At 66.6% G+C, this 15,361-nt stretch carries 15 protein-coding genes and 1 tRNA gene; 11 read left to right on the top strand and 5 right to left on the bottom strand.

From position 1 onward, the window contains the following. Positions 1-100 precede the first annotated feature (100 nt). On the top strand, positions 101-364 hold the full coding sequence (locus tag AC5FRZ_RS09350) for a DUF5827 family protein (protein ID WP_153553551.1): 264 nt from the start codon (positions 101-103) through the stop codon (positions 362-364). 32 nt (positions 365-396) lie between these two features. Here AC5FRZ_RS09350 and AC5FRZ_RS09345 read toward each other — a convergent pair whose 3' ends face one another. Further along, on the bottom strand, positions 397-972 hold the full coding sequence (locus AC5FRZ_RS09345; protein ID WP_493564444.1) for an MBL fold metallo-hydrolase: 576 nt from the start codon (positions 970-972) through the stop codon (positions 397-399). 201 nt (positions 973-1,173) lie between these two features. Here AC5FRZ_RS09345 and AC5FRZ_RS09340 point away from each other — a divergent pair, with 201 nt between their 5' ends. The 9 genes from AC5FRZ_RS09340 (at position 1,174) to AC5FRZ_RS09300 (ending at position 9,522) form a co-directional block, all read left to right on the top strand. Then, on the top strand, positions 1,174-1,758 hold the full coding sequence (locus AC5FRZ_RS09340; protein ID WP_170094446.1) for a response regulator transcription factor: 585 nt from the start codon (positions 1,174-1,176) through the stop codon (positions 1,756-1,758). A gap of 13 nt (positions 1,759-1,771) precedes the next feature. Continuing rightward, positions 1,772-2,317: a DUF7504 family protein gene (locus AC5FRZ_RS09335; protein WP_493564443.1), complete on the top strand. Its 546-nt coding sequence runs from the start codon at positions 1,772-1,774 to the stop codon at positions 2,315-2,317. 218 nt (positions 2,318-2,535) lie between these two features. Further along, positions 2,536-5,607 carry an FAD-binding and (Fe-S)-binding domain-containing protein gene (locus tag AC5FRZ_RS09330; RefSeq protein WP_493564442.1) on the top strand — a complete coding sequence of 1,024 codons (3,072 nt, stop codon included), beginning with the start codon at positions 2,536-2,538 and terminating at the stop codon, positions 5,605-5,607. 151 nt (positions 5,608-5,758) lie between these two features. Continuing rightward, positions 5,759-6,925 carry a helix-turn-helix transcriptional regulator gene (locus AC5FRZ_RS09325; RefSeq protein WP_372478872.1) on the top strand — a complete coding sequence of 389 codons (1,167 nt, stop codon included), beginning with the start codon at positions 5,759-5,761 and terminating at the stop codon, positions 6,923-6,925. 89 nt (positions 6,926-7,014) lie between these two features. After that, positions 7,015-7,089 (top strand) — tRNA-Glu (locus AC5FRZ_RS09320). Positions 7,090-7,367: 278 nt separating this feature from the next. Continuing rightward, positions 7,368-7,598, top strand: a complete 231-nt coding sequence (locus AC5FRZ_RS09315) for a DUF7557 family protein (protein WP_170094442.1) — start codon at positions 7,368-7,370, stop codon at positions 7,596-7,598. Further along, positions 7,595-8,002, top strand: coding sequence for a PIN domain-containing protein (locus AC5FRZ_RS09310; protein WP_170094441.1), 408 nt, complete (start codon positions 7,595-7,597; stop codon positions 8,000-8,002). The genes AC5FRZ_RS09315 and AC5FRZ_RS09310 overlap by 4 nt, the downstream gene beginning before the upstream one ends. A gap of 121 nt (positions 8,003-8,123) precedes the next feature. Then, a complete protein-coding gene (locus AC5FRZ_RS09305) occupies positions 8,124-9,167 on the top strand; it encodes a zinc-dependent alcohol dehydrogenase family protein (RefSeq protein WP_170094440.1) in 1,044 nt (347 codons plus the stop codon). A 55-nt stretch (positions 9,168-9,222) separates the two neighbouring features. Then, positions 9,223-9,522: a hypothetical protein gene (locus tag AC5FRZ_RS09300; protein WP_170094439.1), complete on the top strand. Its 300-nt coding sequence runs from the start codon at positions 9,223-9,225 to the stop codon at positions 9,520-9,522. 24 nt (positions 9,523-9,546) lie between these two features. Here AC5FRZ_RS09300 and AC5FRZ_RS09295 read toward each other — a convergent pair whose 3' ends face one another. Together AC5FRZ_RS09295 and AC5FRZ_RS09290 are read right to left on the bottom strand one after the other, a co-directional pair. Further along, positions 9,547-10,806, bottom strand: a complete 1,260-nt coding sequence (locus AC5FRZ_RS09295) for an HAD family hydrolase (RefSeq protein ID WP_372478875.1) — start codon at positions 10,804-10,806, stop codon at positions 9,547-9,549. A gap of 72 nt (positions 10,807-10,878) precedes the next feature. Then, entirely contained in the window at positions 10,879-11,928 is a 1,050-nt protein-coding gene (locus AC5FRZ_RS09290) for a halocyanin domain-containing protein (RefSeq protein WP_493564441.1), read from the bottom strand. Positions 11,929-12,706: 778 nt separating this feature from the next. Between AC5FRZ_RS09290 and AC5FRZ_RS09285 the strand changes: the two genes are divergently transcribed. Beyond that, positions 12,707-13,015 carry a hypothetical protein gene (locus tag AC5FRZ_RS09285; RefSeq protein ID WP_170095360.1) on the top strand — a complete coding sequence of 103 codons (309 nt, stop codon included), beginning with the start codon at positions 12,707-12,709 and terminating at the stop codon, positions 13,013-13,015. 152 nt (positions 13,016-13,167) lie between these two features. Here AC5FRZ_RS09285 and AC5FRZ_RS09280 read toward each other — a convergent pair whose 3' ends face one another. Together AC5FRZ_RS09280 and AC5FRZ_RS09275 are read right to left on the bottom strand one after the other, a co-directional pair. After that, positions 13,168-13,476: a DUF6199 family natural product biosynthesis protein gene (locus AC5FRZ_RS09280; protein WP_153553541.1), complete on the bottom strand. Its 309-nt coding sequence runs from the start codon at positions 13,474-13,476 to the stop codon at positions 13,168-13,170. A 93-nt stretch (positions 13,477-13,569) separates the two neighbouring features. Beyond that, positions 13,570-15,339: a MutS-related protein gene (locus AC5FRZ_RS09275; protein WP_493564440.1), complete on the bottom strand. Its 1,770-nt coding sequence runs from the start codon at positions 15,337-15,339 to the stop codon at positions 13,570-13,572. Positions 15,340-15,361: the final 22 nt, after the last annotated feature.

Genomic DNA, 15,361 nt, shown 5'->3' with positions numbered 1-15,361 from the left:
GCACTTTCTTTCGATATCGTCGATCAGTGGCGACACTCGCCGTCGACCACAGCGTATCGCTTTCGAGGGCTTTACGCACGGCGGCGCGGAACCAGCGCCCATGCCACAACCGAAAGACGAGTTCGACGATCTCCGCCCGCTGGAGTTTCGCGAGCCAGAGGAGGTACTGGACGACGACGAGATGTACACGATCTACGAGATCGGTCGCCTCCTCCAGGGGCTGGAAGCCGAAGCGGAACTCGACGTCGAGACCGAGAACGTCCTGATGGACTGGGCCATTCCGTGGCTCATCAAACACGCCGACGCGTTCGTCTTCGCCGAGCCGAGTGCCGACGACGAGCCGGGCTACTACGGGCTGGCCTGACAGAGCGTGTTCGACTGCCGGGGCCGGCAGTATCAGAACCGCGCGGCCTGCCTCGCCAGTTCGATGTTGCCGTACGGGTCGTCCGTGACGCTGGGACCGTGACCGGCGTGCATCTCGGCGAGGTCCTCGTCGACGAGATCGAGGAGGCGGTCGATGCTCTCGACGAGTCGCGATCGGTCGCCCTCTTCGAGGTCCGTCCGCCCGAAACTCCCGTTGGCAAACACGAGATCACCGGCGAAGAGCACGCCCGCCTCGGCCGCGTAGAGACAGAGGTGGTCGTCCTTGTGACCCGGCGTGTGGAGCGCCACGTACTCCTCGTCGCCGATCTGTCGGGTCGCCTCGTCGGCGATCGCCCGGTCGACGCCGTCGAAGCCGTCGTCGTAGCCACAGACCGGCGCGTCGAACGCGTCCCGGACCGCGTCGAGGGTGCCGACGTGATCGCGGTGGGTGTGTGTCAGGACGACCTGATCGATCTCGTCGACGACGGCTCGCACCTCGGAGACCACGTCGAAGTCGTTGCCCACGTCGACCAGCGTCGTCGTCTCGCCCTCGACGAGAAAGACGTTGCTGGTAAAGACCCCGCTCGACGGTGCAAGGTTTCGGATCATACGATCGAGGTCGGGCCCGACGGGCTTGTGTGTGCTGGTCTGTCTCGCCGGAAGGCACTGTTCGGAGACGCGAGGGCTCGATCGGGACGCAGGATGGCCGCCACACAGTGGGACCGAACTGACGTACTGGCCGCTGATTCGGCGCGCTGACAGACCCACAGGGCTATGTATGATGAAAAAGTAACCACGTGTAGAGAATAGATGTCTGAATCGGATCGCCCCGTCGTGCTCATCGTCGAGGACGAACCGGACGTCGCGGAAACATACAAGCTATGGCTCCGAAACGGCTACGAAGTCCGGATGGCCCACGACGGTGACGAAGGGCTCGACCTACTCGACGACAGCGTCGATGTCGTGTTACTCGACCGTATGATGCCGGGACTCTCGGGCGACGAGGTACTGGAGCGGATCCGGGAACGTGATCTCGGCTGTCGCGTCTCGATGGTGACGGCGGTCGAACCGGACTTCGACATTCTGGAGATGGGATTCGACGCGTATCTCTCGAAGCCGATCCGGAGCGAACAGCTCCACGAGACAGTGGAGAACCTGCTCGAACGCTCGGAGTACGACACTCTCCTGCAGGAGTACTACTCGCTGGTCGAGAAGCAAGCGACGCTCGAAGCGAGCAAGAGCAGCGCGGAGCTGGAAGAGAGCGACGAATACGATGAACTTAAGGAGGAGATCGGAGAACTAAAATCCGAACTCTCGGAATCACTCGGTGGTATCGGCGACGACGCCGACTTTATCGCAACGTTGCGTGGGCTCAGTAATGGTGAAGACGAATAAACTGTCAGAGAATATGTACGACCTGTCAACCGTACTCGACTTCGACGCGCTGGACTCGGTTCGTCCGGGGACGAGCCTACTCGTCGCGGGACCTGCGATGAGTGGCAAAGAGGCCCTCGCGATGGATATCCTCAAAGATGGGGTGGGTAACGGCGAGGGGGCGGTCGTCGTGACGACGAACGATCAGGCGAGCTCGGTCGTCGACGAGTTCCGAACGGACGTACCCGAGATGGACGACTCCCAGCTCGGAGTCGTCGACTGCCGCGGCGACAACAGCGGGGGTGAGGCCGCACAGAGCGGCGCGTACATCCATCACGTGAACTCTCCGGGCGACCTGACCGGCATCGGTATCGGCATCACGAAAGCACTGGAGGGGCTCCACAAGAGCGGGCGCGACCAGGGACGGCTCGCGCTGGTCTCCCTGTCGACGATGCTGACGTACACGGACAAGAAGACCGTGTTCAAGCTCTGTCACATCCTCTCGTCGCGACTGGACTCGGCGGGCTACGTCGGCGTGTTCACGATCGACTCCGGCGCACACGACGACCAGACCCTCTAGGTCATCAAGCAGGCGTTCGACGGCCTCATCGAGTTCCGCGAGGAGGACGGCACCCGTCAGGCCCGCGTCATGGGTCTCACGAGCCAGCCCTCCGAGTGGAAAGAACTCTGATTGTCGCGGCCGTTCGGTTCCCGTCCGGAGAGCAGAGAGCGGGCTGACAGCCGGCAGCGAGAGCGGTGGCCCGGTGCTTTAATCGGGGTCCGGTCGAAGAATCCGATATGGGAACACGACACGATCGGGGTGGGCCGGACCCGGCTACCGACGATCGGGCGGACTACGACTACGAGGGGGGTTCCGTCGAGCGCCCCGCGTTCGTCGCCGCCCTCGAAGACCGCATCGACGGGGCGGTCCGGTTCGACGAGTACACGCGACAGTTGTACGCGACCGACGCGAGCGCCTACGAGGTGGTACCGATCGGCGTCGTCTATCCGACCTCGACGGCCGACGTGGCAGCGGTCGTCGACTACTGCGCCGAGCGGGGAACGCCGGTCCTGCCGCGAGGCGGTGGGACGAGCCTCGCGGGACAGGCGGTCAACGAGGCAGTCGTCGTCGACTGCTCGCGCCACATGGACGCGATCCAGTCGGTCGATCCGGCGGGACGCACGGCACGCGCACAGGTCGGCGTCACCCTCGGGGCGTTGAACGACAGGCTCGCCGACCACGACCTGAAGTTCGCCCCCGATCCGGCGTGGGGCGACAAGAGCGTCCTCGGGGGCGCGATCGGCAACAACTCCACGGGCGCACACTCCCTGAAGTACGGCAAGACCGACGCGTACATCGAGGACTGCGAGGCCGTCCTCGCGGACGGGACCGTGACGACGTTCGGCGAGGTCACGCTCGACGAGCTGCGATCGCGGGCCGACCGGGACGGGCTCGAAGGTCAGATATACGGGGCGATCGCACGGCTCGTCGACGACGAGCACGAGGCGGTCGCCGCGGCGTTTCCCGACCTCAAGCGAAACGTCTCCGGCTACAATCTCGATCGCCTCCTCTCGGAGGCCGAAGACGGATCGGTCAACGTCGCACGGCTGCTCGCGGGCAGCGAGGGGACCCTGGCCATCGTGACCGAAGCGACGGTCTCGCTGGAGCCGGTCCCCGAGACGAAGTCGCTGGCGCTGCTCTCCTATCACGACCTCATCGACGCGATGGCCGACGTGCCGGCGATCCTCGAACACGATCCCGCGGCGGTCGAAGTCCTCGACGACGTGTTGCTTGAGCTGGCCGCCGACACCGAGGAGTTCGGCGACCTGGTCGACCAGCTCCTCCCGGCGGACACCGGCGCGGTGTTGCTCGTCGAGTTCTACGCCGAGAACGACCCGCAGGGCAAAGAGCGGGTCGCGGATCTCCTCGCAGATCGGGTCGGGAGCGTCGGTACCGACGGCGTCGCACAGAGCGGGGCCGACTCGCTGACCGACGCGCCACGAGAGGCGTTTCACGGACAGGAGGCCCACGAGGAGAGCGAACGAAAGCGGTTCTGGAAGCTCCGCAAGAGCGGGCTCCCGATTCTCCTCGGTCGGACCTCGGACGCGAAACACATCAGCTTCATCGAGGACACCGCCGTCCCGCCGGAGAACCTCGCGGACTACGTCGCCGAGTTCCAGGAGCTGCTGGCCGACAACGACACGTTCGCGAGCTTCTACGCCCACGCCGGTCCTGGCTGTCTCCACATCCGACCCCTGGTGAACACGAAGACGGTCGAGGGGGTCGAGCAGATGGCAGCCATCGCGGACGGCGCGACCGACCTCGTCACGACCTACGGCGGCAGCGTCTCGGGCGAGCACGGCGACGGGCGTGCGCGCACCCAGTGGAACCGAAAGCTGTACGGACAGGACGTGTGGGAAGTGTTCCGAGAGCTGAAAGCGGCCTTCGACCCGGAGTGGCTGTTGAACCCCGGACAGGTGTGTGGCTACGCGGCCGACGAGACGATTCCCGAGGGCGTCCCCGCGCGGGCCCGCGCCGTCGACATGACCGACGACCTGCGGTTCGATCCCGACTACGAGTTCGAGATGTCGTTCGAGCCGGCCATGGAGTGGGACAACGAGAACGGGTTCCAGGGGATGGTCGAGCTGTGTCACGGCTGTGGGGGCTGTCGCGGGCCTCAGGAGACGACCGGCGGCGTCATGTGTCCGACCTATCGGGCCGCGGGCGAGGAGTCGACCGCGACGCGGGGGCGAGCCAACGCCCTCCGCCAGGCGATGAGCGGCGACCTCCCGGCAGATCCGACAGACGAGACGTTCGTCGACGAGATCATGGACCTCTGTATCGGCTGCAAGGGGTGTGCGAAAGACTGCCCCAGCGAGGTCGACATGGCCAAGCTCAAGACCGAGGTCGAACACGCCTCCCACCAGGAACACGGTGCGAGCCTCCGGTCGAAGCTGTTCGCGCACGTCGAGACCCTCAGCGCCTGGGGGAGTCGACTCGCACCGCTGTCGAACTGGCTGGCCAGGGCACCCGGCAGTGACGTACTGGCCGAGCGGCTGGTCGGGATCGCGAGCGAGCGATCGCTCCCGACCTTCCGGCGCGAGTCCTTCGAGGACTGGTTCGCCCAGCGCGGCCCCGCCGTCGACCCAGAGGACGCACAGCGCCGGGCGCTGCTGGTCCCCGACACGTACAACAACTACAGCAACCCCGACGTGCTCCGTGCGGCCGTCCGCGTCCTCGAAGCCGCCGACGTACACGTCGCCGTCCCGGACGACGCGACCAGCAGCGGCCGCGCCGCCCACTCGAAGGGCTTCGTCGACGTGGCTCGCGAGCGCGCACGGACGAACGTCGACGCGCTGGAGGGCCGCGTGGCCGACGGGTGGGACGTGGTTCTCGTCGAGCCGTCCGACGCCGTGATGTTCCAGTCGGACTACCGTGACCTCCTGGGTTCGGACGCCGCCCCCGTCGCCGACAACGCGTACGGTCTCTGTGAGTACCTCGATCGGTTCCGCCTCGACGAGCGCGTCGACTGGACCGGTGGCGAGGAGACGCTGACCTACCACGGCCACTGCCACCAGAAGGCCGTCTCGCGAGACCACCATGCCGTCGGCGTCCTCAGACGGGCGGGCTACGCCGTCGACCCGCTGGATTCGGGCTGTTGTGGGATGGCCGGCAGCTTCGGCTACGAGGCCGAACACTACTCGATGAGCCAGGCGATCGGACGGATTCTCTTCGATCAGATCGCGGACAGCGACGGCGACGCCGTCGTCGCACCGGGGGCGTCCTGTCGCACGCAGCTCGGTGATCGACGCGGGCACGAATCACCGTCACATCCCGTCGAGCGGCTCGCAGACGCGCTCGCGGACTGACCCTCCGTTCTGTGACCGGTTTGCCGTCGCAAGGTAGCGAACACCCACACGAAGGGGCTCATCCGTACGAGACCGGAATCTCCGCTCTCGTCGGGGCGAGCGTTCGGCGCAACACAGCGTTTTTATTCTGTCCTCAGGTGGTATATGACAGATGCATCGTCAGGTCCTCCTCGGGTGTCTGCTCGTGGCCGCGCTCGTGAGCGGGGCCGCCGTCACGACTGCCCAGGAGACGAGGTCGAGTGGCCTGTTGGTCCAGCCCGACGGATTCGACCAGACGACGTTCGAGATCACGGTCACCGAGAACGGCTCTGCGCGCTGGTCGATCCAGCACCACCGTCGGTTGGCCAACGACTCCGAGAAGCGGCAGTTTCGGGACTTCGCCGAGCGCTTCGAGAGCGAGGAGACGGACCTGTACCGGAACTTCGTCAGTCGCTCCGAGACCCTGACTGCGATCGGCCGCAACGCCACCGGCCGGCCGATGGCAGCGACGTCGTTCGATCGCGACGCCTACACGAACGTCACGGCGAGTTTCGACGACCGCGGGACGATCGCACTGGCGTTCACCTGGACGCACTTCGCCCGGACCGACGGAGAGCGGGTCGTCGTCGGCGACGTGTTCGGCGAGAACTTCTACATCGGGCCGGACCAGTCGATCGTGTTCGTCAGCGGTGAGGGGCTCCAGTTCACCACTGTCGACCCCGCGCCGACCTCACAGACCCAGCCCGACTCGCTGACACAGAGCCAGAGCGTCACCTGGGAGGGCGAACAGCAATTCGCACAGCAGCGACCGTACCTCGAACTCGAACCGCGTTCTGCCGCGACGACCGCCGCTGGCGGTTCTGGTGCCGAGGACGACACGCAGAGCCCGCAGACGACGGCACCGCTCCCGAGCGGGACCGACAACCCGATGGTCTGGATCGTCGGGGCCGTCATCCTGGTGCTCGGCGTCGGCAGCGCGATCGCGTACCGAAACGGTTCGGTCTCGCTGCCCGGCGACACCGCGAGCACCGCCAGCGACACCGACACCACGTCGGAGACAGCCGCTTCGGCGACGGACAGCCAGACGCCGATCCCCGACGAGGAACTGCTCTCGGACAGCGACCGCGTCGTCAAGCTCCTCGAATCGAACGGCGGGCGCATGAAGCAGGTCAACATCGTCGAGGAGACCGACTGGTCGAAGTCCAAAGTCAGCATGCTCCTCTCGGACATGGAGGAGGACGGCGAGATCAGCAAGCTCCGCGTCGGCCGCGAGAACATCATCAGTCTCGCCGGCCACGAACCCGACGCCGCCGGCTCGCCGTTCGACGACGAAGAGTGACGGTGAGGGGGCGTGCTTGCATGCGTAACCCACACAGGGCGGTGCCAAAACGCAACCATTATACGTATCTCCCCGATACGTTGAGGTGCGCTCCGTTGGTGTAGTCCGGCCAATCATCTTGCCCTCTCACGGCAAGGACCAGGGTTCGAATCCCTGACGGAGCATTCTGCGACGAACGTACGTGAGGAGCGAACGCGACAGACACAGACTCGAATCACGGCAGACCGATCTTCGGGAGGTCTGGCATCGGGTTCGAATCCCTGACGGAGCATCCACAGAACCGCCCGTCTTGTAGTTTTCGTCCGATCGTGTTTCGTTTGGAGCAGTGTGCAGCCGGCCCGTTTCGGATAGCCTCCTCGGCGTCGAGAGCGCTTTTCGTCGGGATTGTCACCCATCCGATCAGAATCTTCATTCCCGTTGAACGTCAACACTGTCAACAAGGATGTCCCATCAGGTACGACTCGAAGACGACGTGTACGAGCGTATCAAAGCGAGCAAGCGCGACGACGAGTCGTTCAGCGACGCGGTCGAGCGGCTCATCGGTGGCCACTCGCTCCGTGACCTGCGCGATGTCTTCGACGACGAGCAAGTCAGTGAGATGCGTGCTGCGATCGATGCTGCCGACCGAGATGACCGCAACGAAGTTCGAGAGGTCGCGGAGCGCTTCGAATGATCGTCGATACGAGTTTTGTTCTAGATGTCATCGACGACGTTGACGCCGCCGTTAGGAAAGAACGGGAACTCGAAGCCGAGAGCGTCCCGTTAGTAATCCCGTCGACGACCGTTTTGGAGCTCTATATCGGCGTCGGGAAGGCAGCGAACACTCGCCAGGAGCATCGAGCGGTGGAAGCCGTACTCGATTCTTACCCGGTGGTGGACACGACCCCGAGCATTGCCCGTCGCGCGGGACGCCTTCTCGGGGAACGCATGGCGGAGGCAGACGAGGACGAGGGGCCTGGAATCGGAAAGGGGGATGCCACGATCGCGGCGACGGCGCTGGAGCGTGACGAACCGGTGCTCGCTGGCGACAGCCACTTCGAGAACATTCCGGGCGTCGCCGTCGAAACGTATCGGTGAAGAACACTCTTCTGCGGAACGAAGCGACGGAGAAAGATGCGAGACGAAAGGTGGCCCTCGCAGCCAGGTGCGGGGGCGCGTAGGCGTCCCACTTTAGGGCCTCGTCGCCGTGCGAGTACACATGCGTGCTGCCATCTACGACGGACCAGGCGAGATCAGCGTCGAGGACGTACCGCGGCCGGAGATCGAAGCCCCCGGCGACGCCATCGTCCGCGTGACACACACCGCGGTCTGTGGCTCGGACCTCTGGTTCTACCGCGGCGAGAGCGACCGCGAGGCGGGTTCACGCGTCGGTCACGAGCCGATGGGGATCGTCGAGGCCGTCGGCGACGACGTCGACAGCGTTCGGCCGGGTGATCGCGTGTTCGCGCCCTTCGTCGTCAGCTGTGGCTACTGCGAGTACTGCCGTCGCGGACTCCACACCTCCTGTGTCAACGGCGACAGCTGGGGCGGGGACAACGGCGGCGCGCAGGGCGAGTACGTCCGCTCGCCCCACGCCGACGGGACGCTGGTCCGCGTCCCGGATCGGTACGCCGACGACGAGGACGTGCTCGAATCCGTGCTCCCGCTGACCGACGTGATGGGGACGGGCCACCACGCGGCGGTCAGTGCGGGCGTCGACGCGGGCGACACCTGCGTGGTCGTCGGAGACGGTGCGGTCGGGCTCTGTGGTGTCCTGGCGGCGCGACGACTGGGAGCGTCCCGGATCGTCGCCGTCGGACACCACCCCGATCGGCTGGAGCTGGCCGCCGAGTTCGGGGCGACCGAGACGGTGCTCGGCGGCGACGGCACCGACGTCGTCGATCGGGTGCGCGAACTGACCTACGGCGGTGCCGAGCACGTGCTCGAATGCGTGGGTGCCGCCAGCGCGATGGAGCAGGCCGTCGAGGTCTGTCGGCCGGGCGGTACCGTCGGCTACGTTGGTGTCCCCCACGGCGTCGACGACGCCGGTGTGCCCATCTTCGATATGTTCGGAGACAACGTCGCTCTCCGGGGCGGCGTCGCGCCGGTGCGAGCGTACGCCGACGAGCTACTCGAAGACGTGCTCGGCGGGACGCTCGATCCGTCGCCGATCTTCACCGAGACCGTCTCGCTGGAGGAGATCGCCGCGGGCTACCGGGCGATGGACGAACGCGACGCGATCAAAGTGCTCGTCGAGCCCTGATCGCGAACGAGGACACGGGCCGGAGATTTTTCAGGCGTCGCGGCGAGGACGAGGTATGACCGACGACCGCGATCCGGAGGCGACGCTCGAACAGTGGCAAGCGGAGATGCAGGCCGAACACGAGGACGCGATCGAGAATCCCGATCCCGACGCCGACCATCGCATCGAGGGCGTCACGCAGGTGAACTACCGGCTCTACTACGACTACGACCCAGACGAGGGGCTCCAGCGCGCTCGGACGGTCGAAGTCGACGAACTCACCGATCCGGAACTGCGCTCGTGTTCCTGTGGCGTCCGCGGGATGACGCCCGAGGAGGCACTGGCACACGTCGAGGCCGCACACTCCCAGTCCTGACCGTTCGGGCGGCTGTCGCCGCGCTCACGCGTCCGTCTCGTCGGCGCTCGTGACGAGTCGGTTCAGGCCGTAGACGACCGCCAGCACCGCAGCGGCGTCGCCCTCGTCGAAGAGGAGTTCGTTCGTCCGGACGACGTGATCGAGCACGTCCCGCGAGGCGTGTTCCGGCGCGGCGGCGATGCCGGCGTCGTCTCGTTCGAGCCACTCCATGACCCGCAGGTCGCTCTTGCTGTCGCCCATCACGAGCGCGAACGGGTCGTCGATGTCGAGTACGTCGAAGGCGGCCCGGACCCCGGTCGGCTTGTCGAGTTCGAGGCTGACGATCTCCGCGGCGTCACCCTCGTAGTACCCCACGTCGATGCGGTCGAACAGCGACCGGAGGGCAGGCGGCGTCTCGTCGGGACTGGCTTCCTGTCCCTCGCCCGCGTCTTCGATGACCGCGCGGATCTCGGGATCGGACGCGTAGTACGCCCGCGCCCACTCGCCGGGCTCGTCCACGTCGGCGTCGACCTCGCTCGCGACCGTCTCGCCGAGGAGATCGAGCAGGTACAGCAGGCCGTCGTCGATGATCTCGACCGCCTTGCGGGTGCCGTTCTCGGCGTTTGGCTTCAGCGTGACGTTGAACTCGTTGCCCTGGAGGTGACAGCCTCGTGCGACGGCGTCGGGGGCGTCGGCGAGGATCCGCGAACGCACGGTGTCGAAGACGTTCGTGATCGATTCGTCCAGCGATTCGTACAGCAGCCGCTTGGTCTGGCTGCCGTGGCGGGGCGTGAACACGCCGTTGCCCGACTCGTAGACGATGCTCACGTCACCCGAGTGGACGAAGGCGTTGCCGAGCCCCTGGATGAGAAATCCCTTGACGTTCTCCAGGGTCTGTCCGGTACAGACGACGATCGGAATGCCGTCCTCGTGGAGGAGATCGAGGAGGTGGAGCGTCTCTCGGGGGATCTCGTTGTCGGTCGTCCCGGCACTGCGCAGCGTCTCGTCGACGTCGAGCACGAGCGCGTTGATCGGCCGGCCGTACTCGGTCGCCAGATCCAGCGCCGTAAAGGCCTGATCTCGTTCGAGGTACGCCGCGATCGCCGCGTAGCGTTCGCCAGTCGTCGGGTACGCTTCCCGGATCTCGCGCTTTCGCTCGTCCAGTTCGTCGCTGGCGTCCTGCCAGTGGTCCAGTGCGACCCGCGAATCGACCGGCGGAAAGAGGTCGACGAACTCCTGATAGGCACGCAACGACGCCGTATCGAAGTCGTCGTAGAGTCGGTAGAGTCTGTCGTACTGCTTCATACGCGAGCGTCGAGCGGGAAGCAGATAACGGTGGCTGCTGGCCGCTGGGGCCACGCCCGCCCGGTCGTGCGATCAGTCGCCAGCGCGTGGGCGACCGCCCGAGCCTGGCTCGTCAGCCCCGCGTCGTCGGAGGAACGCAGCCAGTCCGAGCGGAGAGAGGAACGCGATCAGCAGCGAGATGCCGAGCGCGCTGGCACCCGGTGAGAACGGGTCGCCACCCGAGCCACCGGAGCCACCGCCGCTTTCGCCGCCCCCGTCACCGCTGGCACCGGAACTGGCTTCCGAGACGACGACGGCACCCTTCATCCCCATCGAGCGGTGGGGCGTACAGGCGTACTCGTAGGTGCCCGCTTCCTCGAAGGTGTACTCGAAGGTGTGACCGCTCTCTTTCGTGAGTTCGCTCTCGAACGTGCCGTCTTCGGCGACGACGTTGTGCGAGCCGCCGCTCCCAGTCCATTCCCAGACGACCGTCGTCCCCGGCGAGACCTCGACGGCCGCCGGATCGAACCCGAAGGCACCGCCGTTGGCGTCTGCACCGACAGAGACCGTCACTTCGTCGCTGCCGGTCTCGTCGACCACGCCGTCGTAGTTGCCCACGTTGTCGAACCAGCCCCCGAACTCCGGCTCCGATCCGCCGCTCTCCTCGCTCTGGGCCGTCTCGGTCCCAGAGCTGCCGCCCTCGCTGACCACGACGGCACCCTTCATCCCCATCGAGCGGTGGGGCGTACAGGCGTACTTGTAGGTGCCCGTCTCCTCGAACGTGTACTCGAAGGTGTGGCCGCTCTCTTTCGTGAGTTCGCTCTCGAACGTGCCGTCTTCGGCGACGACGTTGTGTGAGCCGCCGCTCCCGGTCCACTCCCAGACGACCGTCGTTCCCGGCGAGACCTCGACGGCTGCGGGGCCGAACCCGAAGGCACCGCCGTTGGCGTCTGCGCCGACAGAGACCGTCACTTCGCCGCTACCGGTCTCGTCGACCACGCCGTCGTAGTTGCCCACGTTGTCGAACCAGCCCCCGAACTCCGGCCCGTCGGACTGCGCGACTGCGGGACGGGCGGCAGCCGCGACGGTGAGCCCGGCCGCACCCTGCAGCAGGCGTCGGCGGGTCACGTCGGCGTCGGTCATCGAACACCACCCCCGACTACGAACGCGGCTCTCGTGATCGTCGCCCAGTCTCCGTGTCGAGCGTCTCGTGCCATGTATCGACCGTAGCGTCTCCGACACATAAGTCGGACAGCGGCTTTTCAACCACCGGGAACGCCCCACTTATTTATATACCCTCAGTATCAACCGTCTCTCCGTACCGTTAGATGCGGTACCACAACCCGTGGTACGTCCTGCCATTCGTGATAAAGATTTAATATATATCCTCCTGTAGGAAGTGACACGAACGACGGCCCACGGTGTTCCAAATGCTCAATCCGCTCACAACCACCACGCTCGCACACCTCGCCGGCTGCGAGTCCGCCGCAAATCCCGGGGCAGCGATCCGGGCACTGCGGTCCCCTATTCCGGTGGCGCTGGGCGCTCGCGTGGACACCTGGGATCGTCGGCCCGCATCGATCGCCGCGTAGGCGACCGGCGCGGGCCACGGTTCTGGACTCTCCACAGTCACGACGGGCGGCGTCCCGTCTGTCCGTGACCCGCGCTCTCGTCTCACAGTGCTGGACTCCCGTCGACCACCGTTCGGTCTGACGGGCGGGTTCGACCCCCGGTGAGACGCTCAAATCCACGACGCCGCGTCGTGGTGGCACCGCCGTGGTGCCCGGCAGTTCGGCGTCGACGACCGCAGGTGCCAGACAGAGGCATCGCTGGCGCTCGACGCCGTCGGATGGATCACCGCTTCGCTGGTCGGTACCAGGCGGCCCTCGGCCGCTCCGCGTTCGACTCGCGGCGAAGTGCTATGTCGCTGACAGCGACACCCACGGTCGATGCAACGGCCAGCGTCTCACTGCGCGTCCCGCGCGGTGAGTCCGGAGACCTCGAAACCGGTGCCGCGGCGGTACTCGCCGGTGTCGACGCCGTCGACGCGGTGACGATCGACCGTGTCACTGGCGTCGACCCGACCTGGACCGACATCCGCGTCGACGTGAACGTGGCGGTGACCGCGACGGTCGACGGGACGGATCCCGCGTCGGTCCTCGAAGCAAAACTCGAAGACGGCTTCGGCGTCGTCGCCGTCGACGGACTGGTCCTGGCGGACGACGCCTGATACTGCCGGCTGTCACTGTTTCGAGATATTTGTGACCACGGGGTCGCAACATTCGTTACAGACGGACAGCCGGCAGTACGAGCCGGACGGTTGTCGTCGTTTGCCCGGTCGCGCGGCGGCGTCGATCGATCCGGGACAGACGATACTCCGCCTCAGTCGTCCGGTTCGATGTCGACTTCGATCGGGTCGGCGGACTCGGTGGACTCCGCAGTCTCGGCGTCGTCGTCCTCCAGCTGAGACACCGACAGCAGACCGGCGAGACCGGCGGTCAGCATGCCGACTCCGGCGACGCGAGTCGCTCTGACGTACCAGGCCTTGGGCTCCAGGTCACCGGGATTCTCGAACCCCGAGAGCGTCAGGCGCGAGTTCAGCTCGATCGCCTGCTTGGGCAGCAGCGACGCCAGCAGTCCCTGAACGACGAGCCACGCGTACGTTACCGGCAGCAGCTTTTGGATTGCCATCACCGACAGTTGTGCCCCCTGCCTTGTCAATATCCCGCTGTGTCGATCGTCGTCGAACCTGAGATCGCGGATAAAACAACGACGACGACAGTGTCAGTCGTCGCTGTCGCCCTCGGACCAGCGGGCGTCGGAGAGAGTCCGCTGGACCGCCTCCTCGCCGACGGCCTGTGCCAGCGTCTCGAAGCCGGTGCGTTCGACCGGATCGGCGGCGTTGGCGACCAGTCGAGAGACGATGAACTCCGGCGTCGACTTGCCGACCGTCTCGAAACGCGGCTGGTAGTCGACTTCGAGATCGAGGTCCGGCGACAGCCCCTCGGCGAAGATCCCGTCGGTCCGTGCGGCCTCGGGGAGTGGCTCCAGGTCGTCCGCGAGATGCGTGACGAACACGCCGAGCGCGTCGCGCTCGACGGTCAGTGTCACCAGTCCGTGCAGGAGGTTGGCGGCGCTGCCCGGTTCCGTGATCGCCTCGAACTCGTCGACCAGCATCAGCGTTCGTCCGGCGTCGGTCAGCGGCGGGACCACGGATCGGAGCGTCGACTCCAGAACGCCCGCGTTGAACGACGCGTGACGGCGGTGGAAGACGATCGCGTCGACGAGCCCCACTTCGGCGTCCTCGGCCGGCACGGGCAGCCCCATCTGGGCCAGCAGCTGCACCTGACACAGCGTCTCCAGCAGCGTCGTCTTCCCGCCCGAGTTCGCGCCAGTCAGGACGGCGACCCGGTCACCGGTCGGGGGCTCCCGGCCCGCGGGCAGGTCGTGGTCGCCGACGGCGTAGGTCACCGGCTGTACGTCGTCTCCGGCGTCTTGTAGCGCGAGGTTGCGCGCGCCACGGACGGCGATGGTCTCCCGGTCCGAGACGAACGTCGGACGGGTGAGGTCGTACGCCAGCGCGAAGCGTGCCAGCGAGACGTACAGCGCGGCGTCGTCAACCGCCTCGACGGCCGCGTCGACGGTCTCGCGGGCGGCCGCGAGATCCTCTTCTAGGGTCGCGGCGACGGTCGCTTCGCGTTCGTCTACCGCACTGCGGAGATCGCCGGCGAGCGACCGGAGCGCGCTCTCGACGAAGTCCCGTGCGTCGGCGGCCTCCTGCGGAACCGCGTCCCGAACGCGCGCGGCGTCGACGCCGGTCTCGCTGGTCAGGTAGCGAGTGAGCGCGTCCCGAAACTCGTCGGGCCGGCGGGCCTCGGACTGGAGTTCCTCGACGACCTCCGGCGAGGTCGCAACGAGATCCTCCACCTGTCCGAGCTGGTCTCGCAGTCCGTCGAGCTGGTCGTCGGCACCGTCGCCGACCCGGTCGCCGTCGCCCCGCAACCCGGCCAGCGCACGCGCCGCGTCGTCGAGTCGGTCGCCCTCCAGCGTCGCGATCGGCTCGAACACCCCGTCGTCGACGCCGGTCTCCTGTAGCGCAAGCGCCGTCCGGACGGCGGACAGCTCGCCCCCGTCGACGCTGTCGTAGCGGTCGAACGCCGCCAGCACGTCGTCGCGCGTCGCCTCGTCGGTGCTGGCCCACGCGTCGCGCGCGTCGAGGACGGACGAGAGTCGCTCTTCCATCGCCGCCCGGTCCGGCAGCGGCGTCAGCACTCGGATTCGGTCGGCCGCGTGCTCCGTGACCGCGTGCTCTTCGGCGAGGTCCAGCAGCGCCTTGTACACGTCGCGGGTGTCGCGGGTCGCCAGCAGATCCATCGCCTCGGCTCCCGTCGCCCGTCTGAGGATTCGCGTCGCTCGGCCCCGAGAGAGCCCCGCCTTCGTCAGTTCGCGGGTGTCGGCAGATTCGATGGCCGCAACCGCACGATCGACCCCAAGCTCCGACGAGAGCAGCGCGCTCGTCTTCGGCCCGATACCCCAGTATTCCTCCAGTCGCATGTGTGTCCCCTGTCGGGGGCCG

This window comes from Halomicrobium sp. HArcht1-1 (assembly GCF_058933285.1).
Note: the sequence above shows the minus strand (reverse complement) of the source record. Positions and strands in the feature narration are given on the sequence as shown.

What these genes read in the sequence shown, in the direction of transcription:
- AC5FRZ_RS09350 (WP_153553551.1), top strand. Translation starts at nt 101, where the DNA reads ATGCCACAACCGAAAGACGAGTTCGACGATCTCCGCCCGCTGGAGTTT.
- AC5FRZ_RS09345 (WP_493564444.1), bottom strand. Translation starts at nt 972, where the DNA reads ATGATCCGAAACCTTGCACCGTCGAGCGGGGTCTTTACCAGCAACGTC.
- AC5FRZ_RS09340 (WP_170094446.1), top strand. Translation starts at nt 1,174, where the DNA reads ATGTCTGAATCGGATCGCCCCGTCGTGCTCATCGTCGAGGACGAACCG.
- AC5FRZ_RS09335 (WP_493564443.1), top strand. Translation starts at nt 1,772, where the DNA reads ATGTACGACCTGTCAACCGTACTCGACTTCGACGCGCTGGACTCGGTT.
- AC5FRZ_RS09330 (WP_493564442.1), top strand. Translation starts at nt 2,536, where the DNA reads ATGGGAACACGACACGATCGGGGTGGGCCGGACCCGGCTACCGACGAT.
- AC5FRZ_RS09325 (WP_372478872.1), top strand. Translation starts at nt 5,759, where the DNA reads ATGCATCGTCAGGTCCTCCTCGGGTGTCTGCTCGTGGCCGCGCTCGTG.
- AC5FRZ_RS09315 (WP_170094442.1), top strand. Translation starts at nt 7,368, where the DNA reads ATGTCCCATCAGGTACGACTCGAAGACGACGTGTACGAGCGTATCAAA.
- AC5FRZ_RS09310 (WP_170094441.1), top strand. Translation starts at nt 7,595, where the DNA reads ATGATCGTCGATACGAGTTTTGTTCTAGATGTCATCGACGACGTTGAC.
- AC5FRZ_RS09305 (WP_170094440.1), top strand. Translation starts at nt 8,124, where the DNA reads ATGCGTGCTGCCATCTACGACGGACCAGGCGAGATCAGCGTCGAGGAC.
- AC5FRZ_RS09300 (WP_170094439.1), top strand. Translation starts at nt 9,223, where the DNA reads ATGACCGACGACCGCGATCCGGAGGCGACGCTCGAACAGTGGCAAGCG.
- AC5FRZ_RS09295 (WP_372478875.1), bottom strand. Translation starts at nt 10,806, where the DNA reads ATGAAGCAGTACGACAGACTCTACCGACTCTACGACGACTTCGATACG.
- AC5FRZ_RS09290 (WP_493564441.1), bottom strand. Translation starts at nt 11,928, where the DNA reads ATGACCGACGCCGACGTGACCCGCCGACGCCTGCTGCAGGGTGCGGCC.
- AC5FRZ_RS09285 (WP_170095360.1), top strand. Translation starts at nt 12,707, where the DNA reads ATGTCGCTGACAGCGACACCCACGGTCGATGCAACGGCCAGCGTCTCA.
- AC5FRZ_RS09280 (WP_153553541.1), bottom strand. Translation starts at nt 13,476, where the DNA reads ATGGCAATCCAAAAGCTGCTGCCGGTAACGTACGCGTGGCTCGTCGTT.
- AC5FRZ_RS09275 (WP_493564440.1), bottom strand. Translation starts at nt 15,339, where the DNA reads ATGCGACTGGAGGAATACTGGGGTATCGGGCCGAAGACGAGCGCGCTG.